Genomic DNA, 17,023 nt, shown 5'->3' on the forward strand with positions numbered 1-17,023 from the left:
CCCATTTGACTGTGCCCCTGGGGCACAGGTTCACATGGGGCGAGCCCGCTGAGAGGGCGGGTCGGACAGGAGGCGGGAATGTTGCGAAGAACTGGAATGGCCCTGGTGGGGACGCTGGGACTGGTCGGCACCCTGGTCGCGGTGATCCCGGCGACGGCCGGGGAATCGGCGGCAGGGCTGACCTGGGCGGCGTGCCCGGAGGACGTGGTGGTGCCGCCGACGGTGCAGTTGCCGGTGCAGTGCGCGAAGGTGCCGGTTCCGTTGGACTACGACGACCCGGACGGCGCCCAGATCGAGATCATGGTGTCGCGGATCGCCAGCACGAAACCGGAGAAGCGACGCGGCGTGCTGATGCTCAACCCGGGCGGACCGGGCGGCACCGGGCTGGACCAGCCGGGGTTCCTGGTCTCGAAGGGGCTGCCGACCGGCGTCACGGACGCCTACGACCTGATCGGCATGGACACCCGGGGCGTCGGGCACTCGACGCCGGTGAGCTGTGGTTTCACCGCCGACGACGCCTACTGGGCCAACATCCCGCCGTACGCGCCGGACGACGCGGCCGTCATCCGGCAGGCGGAGATCGCCAAGGACATCGCCGAGCGGTGCGCGGCCAACGACACCGAGGGGCGGCTGCGCCACCTGAGCACCGCCAACATGGCCCGTGACCTGGACCGGATCCGTGCCGCGCTCGGCGAGAAGAAGGGTAACTACTACGGGGCGTCCTACGGCTCGGCACTGGGTGCCGCGTACACCTCGATGTTCCCGGCGACCACCGACCGGGTCGTGCTGGACAGCATCGTCGGCGACACCCACCTCGACCAGGCCGGACTGCGCCGGTTCGCGCTCGGCATGGAGCAGACGTTCCCCGACTTCGCGGAGTGGGCGGCGGCGCGGCACGAGTCCTACGGTCTGGGCCGCACCCCGCAGCAGGTGCGCCGGACCTACCTCGCCCTCGCCGAACGGCTCGACAGGACGCCCACCCCCGACGGGCTCACCGGCCCCCTCTTCCGGCAGATCACCTTCGGCTTCCTCTACAACGAGATCCAGTATCCGAGCCTCGCGCAGATCTGGCAGACCTGCCTGAACCCCGGCGAGGCGCCGCGGGCGAAGGCGGCGGCCGCACCCAATCCGCAGGACAACGCCCTTACCGTGTTCCTCGCCGTCACCTGCAACGACGTGCAGTGGCCCGAGGACGTGGACACCTACCGGCGGGCGGTCGCGCAGGACCGCGAGCGGTTCCCCCTGTTCGGCGCGGCCAGCGCCAACATCACGCCCTGCGCCTTCTGGATGCACGAGCCGGCCGAGCCGCCCGTCGCGGTGAACGACAAGGGGCCGCGCAACGTGCTGATCCTGCAGAACCGGCACGACCCGGTCACCCCGCTCGCCGGTGGCAAGCTGCTGCGGAAGAAGTTCGAGAAGCGCTCCCGGCTGGTCACCGTCAACGAGAGCGGACACGGCGTCTACGTCCTCGGCGGTAACGCCTGTGCGCTGAACCTCACCACGTCGTACCTGGTCGACGGCAAGATGCCGGCCGGCGACCGGACCTGCCGGCGCGGCTGACGTTGACTGTGCCCCAGGGGCACGGTGTGCGATGGGGGCATGCGGAACAGGGGCGGCTGGAGCACGCGTGAGCTGGCCGAGATCGCCGGGACCACGCTGAGGACCGTGCGGCACTACCACCGGATCGGGTTGCTGGAGGAGCCCCAGCGGGCGGCCAACGGCTACAAGCAGTACCGGATCCGGCATCTCGTCCGACTGCTGCGGATCCGACGCCTGGTGGACCTGGGCGTGCCCCTGGCCGACATCGCCGCCATGGACAACTCGGTCGAGGGCGCGGAACGGACGTTCCGCGCCCTCGACGCCGAGCTGGCGGCCAGCATCGAGCGCCAGCAGCGGATCCGCGAGGAGCTGGCCGGGATCCTGGAGCATCCCGGCCGCGCCGACCTGCCGCCGGGTTTCGGCGACCTCGCCGGCGACCTCGCCGAGGACGAACGGGCGTTCCTGCTCGTCTGCTCGCGGGTCATCGAGCCGTCGGTGCTGGCGACCCTGCGGGAGACGTGCACCTCGACCCCCACCGCGGCCGAGAAGGATCTCCATGCCCTCACCGAGGACGCGAGCGAGCAGGCCCGGCAGGGCCTGGCCGAGCGGCTCGCCCCCGAAATCGACCGCGAGCAGCAGAAACATCCACGGCTGCGGGAGTTGGCGGAGCAGGGTGCGGCGGGCCAGGAGCCACGCAGTTGGTCGGTCTTCCTCCACGCGGTCGTTGAGCTGTACAACCCCGCGCAGATCGATGTCCTGCAGCGCGCCAACGTCATCCTCGACCGGGACGATTTCGCCGAGTGAACCTGCCCGGCCACGAGGCGACCGGCTCGTGGCCCGTGAGGTCGACCACACCCCTGCCGTGCGGGCTTGAGTGTGCCGCTGGGGCATGCCTGCTAATTGTCCCGATGCTTACCGACGAGGAAGAACCGAGCGCGACGCCGGGGCGCCATCGCGGGTCCGCCCGCCCTGACGCCGCTGAACAGGCCACCAGTTCCACCAGTTCCACCATCCTGAGCCGGACGGGCGGCGTCGCCGGGTTCGCCTACTCGACTGTTCCGGTGATCGTGTTCGTGACGGCGAACGCGTTCCTGCCGCTCCCTGCCGCCATCGGCGTCGCCGTCGCGACCGGGCTCGCGTTGTTCACCTTCCGGCTGCTGCGGGGAGAGCGCTTCGTTGCCGCGATCGGGAGCCTGCTCGGGGTGGCAGTGGCCGCCGGGATCGTCGCCTGGACCGGCTCCGCGCGGGACTTCTTCGTGATCGGCATCTGGGCGTCGCTGGCCGGCTTCGTCGTCACGCTCGCATCGGTGCTGGCCCGTCGGCCGCTGACCGGTGTCGTCTGGAACGCCCTGCACGGTGGAACGCACGCGTGGCGGTCCGACCCCGCCGTCCGGGTGGCGCACGACGTCGCGACCCTCGCCGCGGCGTCGGTGTTCGGATCGCGGTTCGCGATCCAGCAGTGGCTATATCTGACGGACAGCACCGGCGGGTTGGGCATCGCCCGGGTCGTCATGGGCACCCCGCTCACCGTGCTGGCCGCGCTGGTCATCGTGTGGGCCTTCCGCCGCAGCACGGGACGCCTCATCCGGACCAACCCATGACGGGATGCCCGCCCAACGGCGCCCACCCTCGGCGGCACCGGTGCGTCGCCTGGCGCGCCGACCAACGAGCTGGAAAGGCATGAATGGCCCTCTACGAGATGGCGATGCAGGTGGTTCCCGTCCTGTTGATCGCACTGTTCATCGATATCCGCGGCACCGACCGACAGGCCGCCGGCGGCGCGATGCGACGCTGGACGGCGGTGCAGGACAGGGTCTACGCCGCGCTCGGCGTCGTCGCGTTCATGGCGTCGATGCTCGTCGTGGCGGACATCGTCGCCGCCGGACGTGCCCCGGCGGCGATCGTCATCGCCACTCTCAGCGGCTGCATGGCCATGCTGTACGTCCGGATCCTGCAACGCTTCGCCCGTGACCGCAGTCAGCAGCACGACCAGGTGTCGGGCGACCGGTGAACCTCCCGGTGCCGGGCGAGGTCACCCGCCACCAGCGGCCCGGACGATCAGTGGTGCGGATCGGTGAGCAGCCGGTTGGTGCGCCGGAGGACGTCCAGCTGTGCGGGGTTGTAGAGCTCCGCGAGGGCCTTGCCGACGGCCTGCTGGACGTAGCGCCCGCTGTACCGGGTGCCGGCGTTCGTGATCTTCGCTCCGGGGTGCTCCGCGCCCAGGGCGCGTACGTAGGGGGCCAGGTCCCGGGCCACGGCGGCGCGGGTCTGCTCGTCGGCGTCGGGGGGAAGCGTGTTGAACCGCTCGGCGACCGGGTCGGTGACGGGCTTGCGCAGCATGTCCGCCCAGGCCCGCATGGTTTCGACGCCCAGGACCCGGGTCAGTACGACGACGAACGAACGGTCGGCCTGCGGCATTTCCGCCACGGCGTCGGCTGCGGCGAAGCCGGGTGGTAGTTCCGCCGGTGTGGGCTGCCGCAGGATGACGCCGAGTTCGATGCGGGCGCGTTGCAGGCGCTCGATGGTGGCCGCGAGTTCGGCGTCGAGGGCGCGCAGCGCCTCCTCCGGATGGTCGTCGGTGTCATCCATCGTCGCGATCTGGGACAGCGAGAACCCCAGGTCCGTCAAGCGTCTGATGCGCAGGATCCGGACGAGGTGATCCACCCCGTACTGCTTGTAGCCGTTGGCATGCCGGTGCGGTTCCGCCAGCAGGCCGATGTCGTGGTAGTGGCGCACCGCTCGCAGGGTGGTGCCGGCGAGTTGGGCGATCTCCCGAGTGCTCCACCCCATTGCGTACCTCCTTTCGACGGCTGTTCCTCGGCGCCCTGGCGCCGCCCCGGTCCGGTGGAGACCACGTCGGGGCGGCATGGCCCAGCCAGCTCCCGCAACGCCCGTTCCGGAGTGCGGTGGCGGGCCGCCACCATGCCGCCGATGTCGCCGTCAGAGCCCGCCCGGGGCGCGGAACACGAGGTCCGGGTCGTACCGCTTCTTGGCGGCGAGCAGGCGCTCGGCATTCGGCCCGAAGACGGCGGCCGTGCGCTCGGTGTCCCCCGGACCGAGCAGGTTGGGATAACCGCCGGGAAGCCGGTCGGTTCCCCGCACCCAGGCCCGGTGCTGATCTTCAGCGGGATCTCCCGGTTCCCAGACCGCGATGGTCTCGACCATCAGGTGCGGCGTCCGGTTGCGGAACGCGCTGGCGTCGGCGGGGACGCGAGCGGCTGCCCCATGAAGGCTGTGCAGCGAGATCGCGGAGAGCGGCGAGGTCATGGCGCCCGCGGCGTCGGTCAGGGTTTCCTGGACCGTACGGTCGAGTCCGGTGACTGTGCGCGTCCCGATCTGGACGTGGCGGCCGGCGGGGAACATCGCGTCGATCTGTGCGAGCTGGTCGGTCATCGTGGTCGGGCCGACCTGCGCCGACAGCGGCTCACCGAGTTCGGTGAGCTGTTGCAGCACCCGGGTCCCGGCCTCGGGGTCACCGCACCAGGTCGGTGCGGCGAAGAGCGCCGGCTCACCGGTCGGGGCGGTGATGAAGCCCGCCTGCACGGTCAGCTCGTCCGGCCCCCGCAGCAGCGACTCCTCCAACTCCGGCAGAACGTCGAACCTGAACATGATCATCCCGGCCAGGATCGCCGGCACCGCGTGCAGCCGGATCCGCATCGTGGTGACCACGCCGAAATTGCCGCCACCACCGCGCAGCGCCCAGAGCAACCCGGGGTCGCGCTCCTCGTCGGCCGTGACCAGCGTGCCGTCGGCGAGCACCACGTCGGCCGACAGCAGGTTGTCGGCGGCGAGACCGAACCGGCCGCTCAGCGGACCGTAACCACCGCCGAGCGTCAAGCCGGCCATGCCGACCGAACCGGCCGTTCCGGTCACCGCGACCAGACCGGCCCGCTGCGCGGCCGCGGCCACGTCGGCCGAGGTGGCACCGCCGGCCACGGTGGCGATCGCGGTGGCCGGGTCGACGCTCACCTGCCGCATCGGGCTCAGGTCGAGCGTCAGGCCGCCGTCGGCCAGCGCGCGGCCGGCCCAGTCGTGCCCGCCGCCGCGCACCGACAGCGGAATGCCTCTCTCCTGGGCGGTCCGAATCCCGGCCTGGACATCGGCCGTGGTGGCGCATCGAAGAACGGCGAGCGGACGGCTGGTCACCGCACCGTTCCAGATGGTCCGAGCTGCTTCGTACTCAGTGCCGGACGTCAGCGTGTCACCCATGGCGCCAGAGTACTCGTCTATTCGCTGGAGTCCAACTCTGACGAGTGGCGCGGGCTATACTCGGGCGACCATGACCGGACCACCGAAGAGCCGCCGGGCCGAGTACGCCGCCGCCACCCGCGCCGCCATAATCGAGGCGGCGCGCGTGCTCTTCGCCCGTAAGGGATACTTCGCGACAAAGATCGAGGACATCGCCGTGGAGGCCCGCGTCGCACCAGCCACTGTGTACGCGGTGACCGGCGGCAAGCAGGGGCTGATCCGGACGCTGGTCGACCTGTGGAGCCAAGCGCCGATCGTGGCGCAGACCCTCTCCCGGCAGGAGACCCTCACCGACCCGGACGAGATCCTGCGGGACACCGCAGCCGCGACTCGGTCAATGCGCGAGACGTACGGCGACATCATGCGGCTGATGCTGACCACCGCGCCACACCACGCGGAGGTGGCTGAGGGCCTCCGCCTGGCCACGAAGCGCTACCGCGACGCACTCGAAACTGTCGCCGCCCGGCTCCGGGACGTCGGCGGCCTGCGAGAGGGGACGACCCTCGCGGAGGCGACCGACATCCTCTGGTTCTACTTCGGATACTCCGGCTATTTCACTCTGCTCGATGACAACGGCTGGACGTACGAGCAGTCGGAACACTGGCTGGTTACTCAAGCCGCCGCGGCACTTCGCTGAGACTCGGCCGCCGCCTTCCGGGGCGGTGTGTCGACGAACGGGCCGCTCGGGGTCTCCGCGACACCCCAGCCGGCCTCCACGGCTCCTGCGCCATACCGTCGCACGGCGTCTCGAACCGCCGCCCGACGATGACGCTCGTCGACGCGCAGGGGCGGGCGGCGGGGAGCGGGCAGCCAGCATGATCTTGGATCAGGTGTGCGGTGCGTGCTCTCTGGCGGATGCCAACCCGGGTGGACCGCTGCCAGCGGGGGTCACCGCGACCGACCGCCGGTCGCAGCCTGGGGTCCGTGTGCTCCGGGTGTGGTCCTGGGCTGGGAGAACAGGGGTCCGGATGACGTGGGCGAACGCGGGCCACTCCCTGCCCGGCAGGCGATCGAAGCGGCGATCGCGCAGGCCCGGCAGTTGGGGTCGTCGGGAAATTGGCAGGGGCTGGCGGTCATCCACCGGCCAGCCCTACCCCTTCCGAGCGCGGTGACCCGCCGCCGACACCTCATGCCGCCGGCGACACCCCATCAGCTGACCACGGCCACGGTACGCCCTGGACCAGACAGCCAACCGGTGTCCCGGGCGGGACGCCGACCGGTCCGAGAACCAGGATTCCGCCCCGGTTGGACGACGACGGGCGGCGTCCGTTGGAGCTTGAGAACGAATGCGCCGATATAGTCGCCAGCAAGAGCTACCGGGTCCACCAGAACCCCACCAGGCAGGAGATCGCCGACGCCCGGCTCCGTACCGGCGACTCCGGCAACCCGAACAAAGACCCGGACTACCTGATCGAGGGTCACGTGTTCGACTGCTATTCGCCCACTCTCGGCAAGCCGGTACGGGGCGTCTGGAGCGAGGTCCGCGCCAAGGTCGACAAGGAACAGACCCAACGCGTGGTGCTGAACCTGCACGACTGGCAGGGAGACCTCGCGGCCCTGCGAACACAGTTTGACACCTGGCCCGTCGAGAGGCTGAAAGAACTCGTCGCGGTAACGCCGAGCGGCGCGATCGTGCAGATCGTCCGTCGAGACTGAGGAGAGGCGCGGAGATGGCTGTCGAGTTCAGGTTGACCCTCGCGGGTGACCTGCCCCTGGATCACATGGCTGATCTCGTGGCAGCCGAACCCGCCGAGAAGCCGAGGCCGAGCGGCACCAGCCCACGGCTGCTCAGTGCCCGCCTCTACGACACCCGCGGGTACGCGCTGACCGTCTCCTCAGGCAGCCAGGGCTATTTCGATGCCGAGGCCGACGACGGTGCCCGCTGGGAGTGGGAGCCGGAGACGTACGTCGACATCGACTTCTCCATGCGGGCAGACGGCCTGGTCGACAAGGGGATCCCGAGCATGATGCAGGCCGTGGCCCGGGTGTTGGCGGCCCGGCAGGAGGACGCGGCGCTGGTCCAGAACGGCAACTGGCTCCTGCTGACCCGCACCGCGGGCGAACTCCGCAGACACCGGCCTACCTGGTGGAGCCACTACGGCATAGACGACCTCATCATCACTCAATGAACCAGCCGAGCGCGGGTGACCCGCTGACGAACGACGCGGCTTCGACCCGCCGTCCGTGGGCGACGTCGACGTCGTCTTCCTCGACCCGACGGACCTGACTCGCGACAACGCCGACCCGGCCGCCGCGCGGCTGATCGCGACCTGGCCGGAATCCCCCGTGGGAGGCGGCGCCCAGCCGGGGGAGCGGGCCGCCCACATGATCTTCGATGATGTGCGCGGTGTGTGCTCTCCAGCGGATGCCGACCCGGGTGAACCGGTGCCAACGCGGGTCACCGCGGCCGACCGCCGGTCGCAAACCGGGGTTCGTGTGCTCCAGGGGTGGTCCTGGGCTGGGCGAACGACGGTTCGGGTGACGTGGGTGAACGTAGGCCACTCCCTGCCACCCCAGGTGAACCCGCAGGTCGCTAGACTAGGCCCTCGCGCCCTCGTAGCTCAGGGGATAGAGCATCGGTTTCCTAAACCGTGTGTCGCAGGTTCGAATCCTGCCGGGGGCACCTCGAAGATCAGCAAAAACACCATCTGAGCAGCGGATACGCCTCCGCGTCGATCGGTCGTCCTGTGCAGTCAGATGCCATCCGAAGCCGCCGTTTGCAGCCCTCCGTGCAAAATACGTGCAATGATCTTGGGCGGTTGAGCGACCCTGTTTCCCCAGCTCAGAGCCGCTACAACGCGGAGGGGCCGCAGCGTCGCCACGGCCCCTCGCAACCCACTAGTGATCATCATCGGCTCAGCGCCGCCTCAATCCGCTCGTTCATCCGGCTACGGTCCCCGTCGAGGCACTTCGCGTACACCTTGAGCAGCACGTCGACCGAGTGCCCGGCGCGTTGCGCGACCTCGGGCGCCGGCAGCCCGGCGTTGAGCCAGAGCGACACCCCGGCGTGCCGCAGGTCGTAGGGCCGTCCGGCCAAGGGAGACGCGACCCGGTCCGGGGTCAGGCTCAGCGTCCGCGCCTCTTCCCAGACCCGGGAGTACGTCGACGACGAGACCACATTGCCCCGGTCGCTGCGGAACAGCCGCCCGTCGACGCCGACGCCGAACCGGTCGATGTGCGCCCCCAGGATCGCCACCAGCTCCGGCGGGATCGGCACCTCCCGCGCTTCCGTGTCGCCCCGGTGCTTGAGTCCCCGATCGTCGTGCACCTCGCCGCTGTCGGTGTAGCGCTTCCCGGCCGCCGGCCGTGACTTCTCCACCGTCAGCAGACCCCACCCGGTTGCCGGAAGATGGCAGTCCCGCTCCCGCAGGCCCAGCGCCTCACTCGGCCGCAGCGCAGCGAAGTAGAGGCAGGCGTAGAAGGCGACCAGGCGTTCACCGCGCCGGCCGTTCTTCCCGCGCTGGCCGACGTACGTCACCCCGGTCAGCAGCTCGCGCGCCTGACGGATGTTGACCACGACACGGCGGTCCACCTCGCCAGCCACCTTCCGCCGGGACGACCGAACCCGCAGCTTGTCGACCGGGTTGAAGTCCAACAGCTCCAGCTCGACGGCGTACTGAAGGACGTTGTAGAAGACCGAGCGCCGCCGCCTGGTCGTCGACGCCGCCGCCGGCCGCCCGTCCATCGTCAGCCCCAGGGTTTCCAGCGCCGGACGCACCACCGCGGCTTCCGCCAGCGCCGACAACGGCAGGGACGCCTTGCCGAGCCACCGCAGTGCCGCAGCGATCTCCGCCGGCCGGTCGAGTTGCCGAGAGGCGGGCGGAAACTCCCACTCCCGCAACGCCCGCCGCAGCAACGCCGGATTCGGCCGCCCGGCCAAGTCATGCACCAGCGCAGCCGTCACGGTCGCCAGCGCGTCCGTCGTGCTCTCCCGGGACTTGGCTGCCGCACCCGGCCACTTCATGTCGACGTACCGGCGGACGAAGCCGAGCCAGCTCACCGACTCCACCGGCGCCATCAACGACTCAGGCAGCCCGGAGTCGCCGTCGAACGCCTCACCCCGGTTCGCCGCCTGCATCAGGTCCGACCGGAAGTTGTCCGCCAGCGCCCGGGTGCCGAACGTCCGAGACTTCGGCCCTCTGCCCACCACCCAGCGGACGGTGTACGACTTCTTGCGACCACCCAGGGCGTTGACCTGAATGCCGCGTATCCGCACCTCGCGGGACTTCACGCCGCCTCCCGGTGCTGCTCCAGCCACGACCGCAGGTCGCGCCGTTCGATGCGCAGCTCACCGTTGGGCAGCTTGATGCACTCCGGGGCGATGCCCAACTCACGCCAGCGGTAGAAGGTCCGCCGTGACACACCGTTGAGCACGGCGAGGACTTCTGGAACGGTCAACAGCTCACTTTCCATGAGGGGTTCTTTCCTTCGGATCAAGCAGCAGAGGAGAGGCGAGCAGCGGTTGCCGAAACGGCGGCGGCTGTTCGTATCCGGGCGGTGTCGAGGTCAGCGCGCCAGCGGATGCGGGCGGATATCGCGCGCAGGAGGCGGTGTTCCAGGGGCGGCACGTCCGGGTCTTCTGGGCGGGCGAGTTCGAACCGGTACCTCTTCGACCCGTCCGCCTCGTCGGCGGCCTGGTCCTGCTCGTCGGTGTCGGCCATGCCGCCGGCCAAAATTGCCCGAACCCAGGACCGGTTGTCGGCGCGGTGGTCGGCGAGGGTCTTGCCGGACCACTGGCGGGAGACGAGGACGCGTCGGCCGGTGAAGCCGAGGGTGGAGCGCTGGTGGACCTTCCCCGTGCAGCGGCCGGGGGTCAAGCCCGCCTTGACCCCGTCCGGCTGGACGCCGTACAGCAGCCAGTTCGCGCAGGTGGGCGAGCACGGCAGGACGGCCAGTTCGGCGTGGAGGCGGTCGAAGTGTGCCTTCTGCGCGTCGGAGCGCGGCTTAGCCTGGTCGGTCAGGTCCTTGGTGACGTACTTGGTCACGTAGCGGATGGACCGTTCGGCGTCCTTGGTGCCCTGCTCGATGCCTCGGGCGTCGATCCGGCCGAGGCGGGCGACGTACGCGGGCCGGCTGCCGGGCTCCTCCAGGGCGTCGAGGGCTTCACCCCAGGTGGGCAGCGGCTCGCGCGTCTTGGGGTCGACGTATGCCTGTCGATCGACGTCCCAGACCGGTGGCTTGTCGACCGGGTACGTCAGCTCGTCGAAGGGCGGCCACCACACCTGGTGGTAGGTGGCCGCCGCGATCTGCTTGAGCAGCCGGCGGGGCAGGGTGCCGCGGATGGCGAAGTGCGCGTGCGGAGCGAGCCGGCGTTGCAGCTCCACCGCGCCCGCGTACTGGACGTTCCAGCCGGCGGCGCGGCGGACGTTCTGCCACCACCGGTCGAGGACCCGCGCGAAGTGGATCGCATCCAGGGCCGCCCGCCGGTAGTCGTAGCTGGTCGGGTCGACGGGGGTGCCGAGCACGTCGTCATACGGGCCGTGCCGTTGGCCGCACTCGCACGGGGCGACGTAGGCGCCGCGCCGCAGGTGGGAGTGCACCGGCCCGTGCGAGCCCAGGGTGAGCGTGATGAGCATTGACGGCCGGTGTGTCTTGCCTGCCTTTCCAGAGTAGGCGCGGCCGACGGTGCGTGGGTCGACGGGAAGGCGGGGGAGGTCTGGGGAGTCCTGCCGCCGCCTGGTCGACCGCTTGCGTCGGGGCCGCTCGTCGCGTTCCTTCGGGGTGAGGTGGCCGCGCAGGCTGGTTTCGGCGAGGGCTTCGTCCAGTTCGCCTATTGCGGCGCCGATTTCGGCGAGGTGCGCGGCCCGCTCGTCGGGGGTCATCGGCTGGTACTGCGCCGCTTCGCGTTCGAATTCCAGGTGTGCGCGGACTCGGACGAGGGCGAGGACGTCTTCCCCGGGTTGGTCGGGGCGGACGGCGGGTTCGTCGACGAGGTGCCAGCCCTCGCGGATCTGTTGGATGCGCAGCCGCCGGCCCCGCTCCGCGCAGGGCTTGCACTTGACGGCGAGGGTCGCCCCGCAGGGCACCTCCACCACCTCGGTCAGGCCGGTGGCGGTGTCGGTCCGGCGCAGGGCGAGAGGCCGGACGCAGACGCCGTTCTGTTCGGCGAGTTGCTTGAGCGCGTCCTTGGCCAGGGGCTTGCGCATCCGGTCCGCGCGCGACCCCGGTCGGGGCTGCTCGACGGGAGCCGTGGGGACGAGTTCAAGTTGGCTCACCGGTCACGCTCCCCGCCGACGATGCTGCCGTTGCGGGGCGCGAACGCCGCCGCTGGTACGGGCACCAGTCCCGGCCGCCGCTCCACCGGCATCACGGGGACCGGGCGGAGAGCCGCCGGGCGAGACTGCTCGTCGACGACGGCGACGTTCACCGCCTGGCCCTCGTCCACGACGTCGAAGGGCGGCCGGTCGTCGACCGGGTTGTACCCGGGCGGGACGTCGCCCCAACCGTCGGTGTCTGCCGGCTTGTCGACGGGCACCGCCGCCGGGGCGGGGGTGGTGGAGAAGACGAGCTTGGACAGGCCGAGGAACGCCAGGGCGGGCACGGCGGACAGCAGCCACCCGGACACGCCCGGCTTGGCCACGGCGAGTTGCGCCGACAGGGACAGGGCGACGGCGCAGACGAGCAGGAACATCGGGTACCCGACCGACCCGCCGGTGCGGCGCCGCCGCCGGATCGTCAGCAACGCCGCCAAGGGAAGCAGTTCGGAGATGGCGGCGTTGGCCCAGCCGAACCAGTCCCCCGTACCGGCGGGCGAATTGGCCATGGTCCAGTCGTGCACGTGGGTGAACGACGCCGCCCCAGCCAGCCCGCCAACCGTGAGGACGATGAGGACCAGGACGACGCCCTCCACCCGGTCCGCGTTCGCGTTGGCCTTCACTTGGTCACCTCCTGCTCGTCGTTGGTGTCGTCGCAAAGCCGGCGGTACTCGCGGCCGAGTTGGCGGATGTCGTCGTCGGTGAGGTAGGCGAAGCGGACCCGGACGGGCTCGCGGACGCCGTCGAGGACGACAAACCCCACGCCGGGGGCGGATTCGGGGACGCGATCGCACAGCGCTCCCCGGTCACGAGCACTGTCACCGAGGACCATGTCCACCTGCTCCGGCTCGGTCAGCCGCAGCCCGATGCGGGTCGGGAACAGGTCCCGGAACGGCAGCACGTCCTTGCGCGGATCTTGGAGTGCGGCGACCACGTGTACCCCGACCGCGCGCCCCTGGCTGAGGAGGAGGCCGAGGGCTTCCTTGATCCGGTCGCGGACCTTCCGGTCAGTGATGTAGGCCGTCAGCGCCGCCAGCTCGTCGACCACCAGGACGAGGAGCGGTTCCTCAGGCGTGGGCGTGTGCTGGCGGGCCACGCCGCGCAGTCGGGCCGCCCGCAGCCGCATTCGTTTGACGGCCTCTTCCAGGACGCCAGCCATGCCGTCAGGGTCGTCGTAGGAGAACCGGGCGAACAGCGGCACCCCGGCCGCCAACTCCATCCCGCCCTTCGGGTCGAACGCCCACAACTCCACCAACCCCGACCGCACACCGCCGGCCAGAGAGCGGATGAGCGACCACAGCACCGAGCCCTTGCCCGACCCCGTGGCCCCCGCGATCAGCAGGTGCGAGCCGGTCAGCCGCAGCCGGTAGGGCTGCCCGTCCTCACGCACCCCGAGCGTGAGCCCGTCGAAGTCCGGCACCTCGGTTATTGGCAACGGCGCCACCGTGTCGGCCAAGGGGTCACGGCGTAGGAACCGGATTACTACCTGATCCGGGCGGTTGGTGGAGCGGGCTTGGCCGGTGCGCAGGCGGAAGGCGTAGGCGAGGCGTTCCGCAGCCTGCCCCCAGTCGTCCGGGATCTGCCCCGGCAGCATCCGGACGGTCAGCTCATCGCCGTAGCGGTCGCAGCGCAACCGCAGCAGTTGCGGCACGTACCGGTCACCGGCAAACGCGGTCGCCAGCCCACAGGTGGCCATGACTGACGTCCACCGCCGCCGATACATCACTAGGGCGCGGATGCGGCTGACGATCGGGTACCAGCCGAAGCGCAGCCACGACGACGGATGCCACCGCCACCAGGCCGCACACCCGACGGCGACCGCCAGGACGACGCCGGCCAAGACCCGGCCGCCATACTCGGCCCGCACCCACAGAACGGCCACGGTCGGGGCGGTTAGCCACCAGTACCGCACCGCCAGCACGGTGAGGCGGAACAGGCCCCGGGCCAGCCACCAGAACACCAGCAGCCAACCCGGAACCCGCCACGCCGGAAGGCGCACGTTCATCGGCGCCACCGGGATCTTCTCGCCCGGAATGATGTTGATCAGAGGCACAGGTCACCACCCCGATCAGGACGGGCCAGGGTGGCGATGCACGAGCGGCACGACATACGACGCAGGTCGAACCGGCGCGGCTTCACCCACTGCTCGCAGCGGGGGCAGCGGATCGCGCACACCCGCGCCGAAGCCGGCGGCAACCGCAGCACGGACCGGACCACCGCCTCCACCTCCCGGTAGGCGTGGCGCAGGCCGATCAGACGGGTACGAGACATCAGGACCACCACCCCGACGAGCAGCGGCCCTCAGAGCAGTTCAGGGCAGGGGGAACTACGGTGGGCATCACGCCCTCCTTCACGCGTGAGGGATGGGAGAGCGCGGGACGGGCCGGGACTCTTGGCGGGGAAACGACCCGCCCCGCGCGCCACAACTACGACCGGTCAGGCCGCCACCGAGCCGGGCACGGCCGAGGCCGGACGGATCGCGGTAGCGCGCAGCGAGTACGCCATGCGGGAGCGGCAGTCACCCGACGAGCGTCCCGGCTTGCACCGCTGCGAATCCACGTACGGAGTCAGGGTCAAGCCCTCGAACTCCACCGCCGGCGGATACCCCGGCACCGTCGACGGCGGCGGCACCGGCTGCTGTGCTGCGACCACCTTCACCTTCACCTCGGTCGACCGACCGAACTTCCCGGCCTCGGGGTCCAGGTCCATCACCCGCACCACCCAGACCCGCTCCCCGGTCTCCTTGTCCCGCGCCTGGTTATCCGCCTCACCACGCCGCTCAAAGTCGATCTGCGGCGACACACCGAGGCACAACGCCCCGGCAGGGAACACGTACTCGGACGGGACCGGCACCTTCAACGTCATCGGAACCACTTCGGCAGCCTCCTAGCCTCACCAGTCGTCTTCCTGACAACCGGTTGAGCTAACAAGCTACGTCAGCTTGTAAGTACAAGCAAGGTCGAAGGCGAACCGATTGCACAATGTAAAGAGCCGGCCCCCGGGGTGCCAGGACCAGCAGGAGGAGGACGTGATGCCGCAGCGGGAGACAGCCGAGCGCCTGATGCTGGTGGACACCGTTGGCCGATGGTTCCACCTGGACCAGCCAGTGCTCATCGGACGCGGGCAGACCTACTGGATCGACCGCACGACAAGCGAACTGTGCGTCGATCGGGGAGACGGGCGAGTCACGCGGACTGCCGGCGAGATGTGCCGCTGAGCCGCCAGCGAGGTTGACGCAGGCGAATCAGGACAGCGCGTAGGTGTCCTCGATCTCATGGCGGCTGCCAGGCATCACCAGCACCGACGTCATGATCGGGTTGCCGGATGCCTGGTGGACGGTGATGACGACGCTCATCACCGACTCGTCGGCCGGCACCTCCAGGGCCTCAGCCTCGACGTCGCTCACCCGGCGGGCGGTCATTCGCTCGGTGGCGTAGTCGGGTCGCAGGCCCTTGTGACGGGCGATGAGGTCTAGCAGGCCACCCGCGATCGGGTCCGGCCTGGTGATGTCGGTACCGACCGCGATATCCACCGGCACGAACGTGGCGACCAGGTCCACCGGACCCGCCTCCGAGACGGTCCGGCGGCGCCGCTCGTAGACCGGCGTGCCCTCCGGGATCTTTAACTCCGCCGCGATCCGCGGAGAGGCGAGCACCGGGCCGACATGCAGGATCTCCGTCTCCCCGGTCTCGTCCAGCTCGACCGCGTCGCGGGCGTAGTCGGGAGAGGTGCGGCCGGAGGCGGGCCGGCCGCGTACGAAGCTGCCCTTGCCCTGCTGCGACTCGATCCAGCCGTCCTGCTTGAGGATGCCCAGCGCCTTGAGCACCGTCGGGCGGGAGACGCCGAACTCCGTACAGAGTTGGTTCTCCGACGGCAGTGCCGCACCGGGGGCGTAGTCGCCGTCCTCGATGCGCTTCCGCAGCGTGTTCAACACGCGCAGGTATTTCGGCGTCGGAATCTCGTACGCCATCGCGGGCCACCCCACCTAGGAACGCTGCATGAATCTCAGCAGCTTATGAGTTGTTTGCATGACAGGACAAGCAAGGTCAGCCGTTCGGCGTCACATGCTCCACCGCTGCGGCCAACCATCCCGACCACGACGACGTCGCTCCCACCGACTCCGGACGAGTCGCACCCGGCCACCGACGCGGCAGGCAGCCGTACCGGCCGAACACCCGCAACGCTGCCTGACGCTGCGGACACGGACCCTCCTCCCCACAGGTGGCGCAGCGCCCGTCCGCACTCGACGGGGTGTGCTGGTCAAGCTGCGCCTGTGCCGCCCGGAGCTGGTCGCGCACCGCCCTGGACAGGTAGGTACTCACCGGGCCGCCCCATCCGGCGGGAGCTTGCTCGCGCGCACCAGGATCTGCGCCTGCCGACCATGCCGGCCGGACGGACCGAGCCTGAATCCCTCGACCCAGATCCACTCATCCTGCGGCGGACGGTTGGCCACCAGCCGAACCCCGGTCACCCACAACGTCACCGGCCCGTCCGACGGCAGGCGACGATCTGCTGCATCGATCGTCAGCACCGCGCCGAGTCGTACCCGAACGTCAAACACCGCGCCTCCTCATCACCGGCGCCACGTTGCGAGGCGGCGCGTTGTCGGTAGTGCGTCTCTGGATCTGAAGGCCGGCGATCTGCGCGAAGACCTCACGCCGCGCCAACGCCTTACCGGTGGCCAAGTCGATGGCGTAGCCGGTCAGCCACACCCAGCCGTAGTAGGTCGGCTTGTCGCACACCGACGTCACCCGTAGCCACAACGCGCGATCACCGCCGAACTGCACCGACCCCCGACCGTCGATCAGCACCAGGTCACCCGGCGCCGGGACGCCCGGCCGGGGCGGCGCGGGCTTGCGAGGCGCCGGGGTGGGCGGGCCATTCACGGGCCGTCGTTCGGGTTGCGGTCCCACGCCGGCACCCACCCCGGGCCAGCCTCAGCAGGTCGCCGAGCGACCGGAACCCGCGCAGTCCAGGCAGGA

At 70.3% G+C, this 17,023-nt stretch carries 20 protein-coding genes and 1 tRNA gene; 9 read left to right on the top strand and 12 right to left on the bottom strand.

From position 1 onward, the window contains the following. The first annotated feature begins 78 nt into the window (after positions 1-78). The 4 genes from ACQ452_RS03180 (at position 79) to ACQ452_RS03195 (ending at position 3,550) form a co-directional block, all read left to right on the top strand. Positions 79-1,560, top strand: a complete 1,482-nt coding sequence (locus ACQ452_RS03180) for an alpha/beta hydrolase (protein ID WP_433389525.1) — start codon at positions 79-81, stop codon at positions 1,558-1,560. A gap of 39 nt (positions 1,561-1,599) precedes the next feature. Next, complete coding sequence (locus ACQ452_RS03185; protein WP_433389527.1) at positions 1,600-2,343, top strand: MerR family transcriptional regulator; 744 nt, start codon at positions 1,600-1,602, stop codon at positions 2,341-2,343. Continuing rightward, positions 2,340-3,140: a DUF3159 domain-containing protein gene (locus tag ACQ452_RS03190; protein ID WP_433389529.1), complete on the top strand. Its 801-nt coding sequence runs from the start codon at positions 2,340-2,342 to the stop codon at positions 3,138-3,140. The genes ACQ452_RS03185 and ACQ452_RS03190 overlap by 4 nt, the downstream gene beginning before the upstream one ends. Positions 3,141-3,223: 83 nt before the next feature. Further along, complete coding sequence (locus ACQ452_RS03195) at positions 3,224-3,550, top strand: hypothetical protein (RefSeq protein ID WP_433389531.1); 327 nt, start codon at positions 3,224-3,226, stop codon at positions 3,548-3,550. Positions 3,551-3,597: 47 nt separating this feature from the next. On the opposite strand, the gene ACQ452_RS03200 is transcribed toward ACQ452_RS03195, so the two are convergent. Beyond that, positions 3,598-4,329, bottom strand: coding sequence for a MerR family transcriptional regulator (locus ACQ452_RS03200; protein WP_433389532.1), 732 nt, complete (start codon positions 4,327-4,329; stop codon positions 3,598-3,600). Between the two features lie 150 nt (positions 4,330-4,479). Continuing rightward, positions 4,480-5,748: an FAD-binding protein gene (locus ACQ452_RS03205; RefSeq protein ID WP_433389534.1), complete on the bottom strand. Its 1,269-nt coding sequence runs from the start codon at positions 5,746-5,748 to the stop codon at positions 4,480-4,482. Positions 5,749-5,818: 70 nt separating this feature from the next. Here ACQ452_RS03205 and ACQ452_RS03210 point away from each other — a divergent pair, with 70 nt between their 5' ends. From ACQ452_RS03210 to ACQ452_RS03225, 4 genes are all read left to right on the top strand, one after another. Then, positions 5,819-6,424: a TetR/AcrR family transcriptional regulator gene (locus tag ACQ452_RS03210; protein ID WP_433389535.1), complete on the top strand. Its 606-nt coding sequence runs from the start codon at positions 5,819-5,821 to the stop codon at positions 6,422-6,424. Positions 6,425-7,032: 608 nt separating this feature from the next. Beyond that, positions 7,033-7,443, top strand: coding sequence for a hypothetical protein (locus ACQ452_RS03215; RefSeq protein ID WP_433389536.1), 411 nt, complete (start codon positions 7,033-7,035; stop codon positions 7,441-7,443). Between the two features lie 14 nt (positions 7,444-7,457). Then, positions 7,458-7,916 (top strand): SitI3 family protein, encoded by a 459-nt coding sequence (locus tag ACQ452_RS03220; RefSeq protein ID WP_433389538.1) that lies wholly within the window; start codon positions 7,458-7,460, stop codon positions 7,914-7,916. Positions 7,917-8,337: 421 nt separating this feature from the next. Further along, positions 8,338-8,410 (top strand) — tRNA-Arg (locus ACQ452_RS03225). Positions 8,411-8,635: 225 nt separating this feature from the next. On the opposite strand, the gene ACQ452_RS03230 is transcribed toward ACQ452_RS03225, so the two are convergent. From ACQ452_RS03230 to ACQ452_RS03260, 7 genes are all read right to left on the bottom strand, one after another. After that, entirely contained in the window at positions 8,636-10,018 is a 1,383-nt protein-coding gene (locus ACQ452_RS03230) for a tyrosine-type recombinase/integrase (protein ID WP_433389539.1), read from the bottom strand. Next, on the bottom strand, positions 10,015-10,200 hold the full coding sequence (locus ACQ452_RS03235; protein ID WP_334604778.1) for a helix-turn-helix transcriptional regulator: 186 nt from the start codon (positions 10,198-10,200) through the stop codon (positions 10,015-10,017). Before ACQ452_RS03235 ends, ACQ452_RS03230 begins: the two co-directional genes overlap by 4 nt. 20 nt (positions 10,201-10,220) lie before the next feature. Next, complete coding sequence (locus ACQ452_RS03240) at positions 10,221-12,002, bottom strand: replication initiator (RefSeq protein WP_433389542.1); 1,782 nt, start codon at positions 12,000-12,002, stop codon at positions 10,221-10,223. Beyond that, positions 11,999-12,664: a DUF2637 domain-containing protein gene (locus ACQ452_RS03245; RefSeq protein WP_433389544.1), complete on the bottom strand. Its 666-nt coding sequence runs from the start codon at positions 12,662-12,664 to the stop codon at positions 11,999-12,001. The genes ACQ452_RS03240 and ACQ452_RS03245 overlap by 4 nt, the downstream gene beginning before the upstream one ends. Then, a complete protein-coding gene (locus tag ACQ452_RS03250; RefSeq protein ID WP_433389546.1) occupies positions 12,661-14,094 on the bottom strand; it encodes an FtsK/SpoIIIE domain-containing protein in 1,434 nt (477 codons plus the stop codon). The genes ACQ452_RS03245 and ACQ452_RS03250 overlap by 4 nt, the downstream gene beginning before the upstream one ends. Next, complete coding sequence (locus tag ACQ452_RS03255) at positions 14,085-14,312, bottom strand: hypothetical protein (protein ID WP_433389548.1); 228 nt, start codon at positions 14,310-14,312, stop codon at positions 14,085-14,087. Before ACQ452_RS03255 ends, ACQ452_RS03250 begins: the two co-directional genes overlap by 10 nt. Before the next feature lie 165 nt (positions 14,313-14,477). Continuing rightward, entirely contained in the window at positions 14,478-14,906 is a 429-nt protein-coding gene (locus ACQ452_RS03260; RefSeq protein ID WP_350683664.1) for a hypothetical protein, read from the bottom strand. A gap of 166 nt (positions 14,907-15,072) precedes the next feature. Here ACQ452_RS03260 and ACQ452_RS03265 point away from each other — a divergent pair, with 166 nt between their 5' ends. Continuing rightward, positions 15,073-15,258, top strand: coding sequence for a hypothetical protein (locus tag ACQ452_RS03265; protein ID WP_433389550.1), 186 nt, complete (start codon positions 15,073-15,075; stop codon positions 15,256-15,258). Positions 15,259-15,285: 27 nt separating this feature from the next. Here the strand turns inward: ACQ452_RS03265 and ACQ452_RS03270 are convergent, their stop codons facing one another. The 3 genes from ACQ452_RS03270 to ACQ452_RS03280 form a co-directional block, all read right to left on the bottom strand. Next, positions 15,286-16,011, bottom strand: a complete 726-nt coding sequence (locus tag ACQ452_RS03270) for a GntR family transcriptional regulator (RefSeq protein WP_433389552.1) — start codon at positions 16,009-16,011, stop codon at positions 15,286-15,288. 348 nt (positions 16,012-16,359) lie between these two features. Beyond that, positions 16,360-16,602 (bottom strand): hypothetical protein, encoded by a 243-nt coding sequence (locus ACQ452_RS03275; RefSeq protein WP_433389553.1) that lies wholly within the window; start codon positions 16,600-16,602, stop codon positions 16,360-16,362. Continuing rightward, positions 16,595-16,852: a hypothetical protein gene (locus ACQ452_RS03280; protein ID WP_433389555.1), complete on the bottom strand. Its 258-nt coding sequence runs from the start codon at positions 16,850-16,852 to the stop codon at positions 16,595-16,597. Before ACQ452_RS03280 ends, ACQ452_RS03275 begins: the two co-directional genes overlap by 8 nt. Positions 16,853-17,023: the final 171 nt, after the last annotated feature.

It is taken from the genome of Micromonospora sp. KLBMP9576 (assembly GCF_050941805.1).
In the GTDB taxonomy this organism is placed as follows: domain Bacteria; phylum Actinomycetota; class Actinomycetes; order Mycobacteriales; family Micromonosporaceae; genus Micromonospora.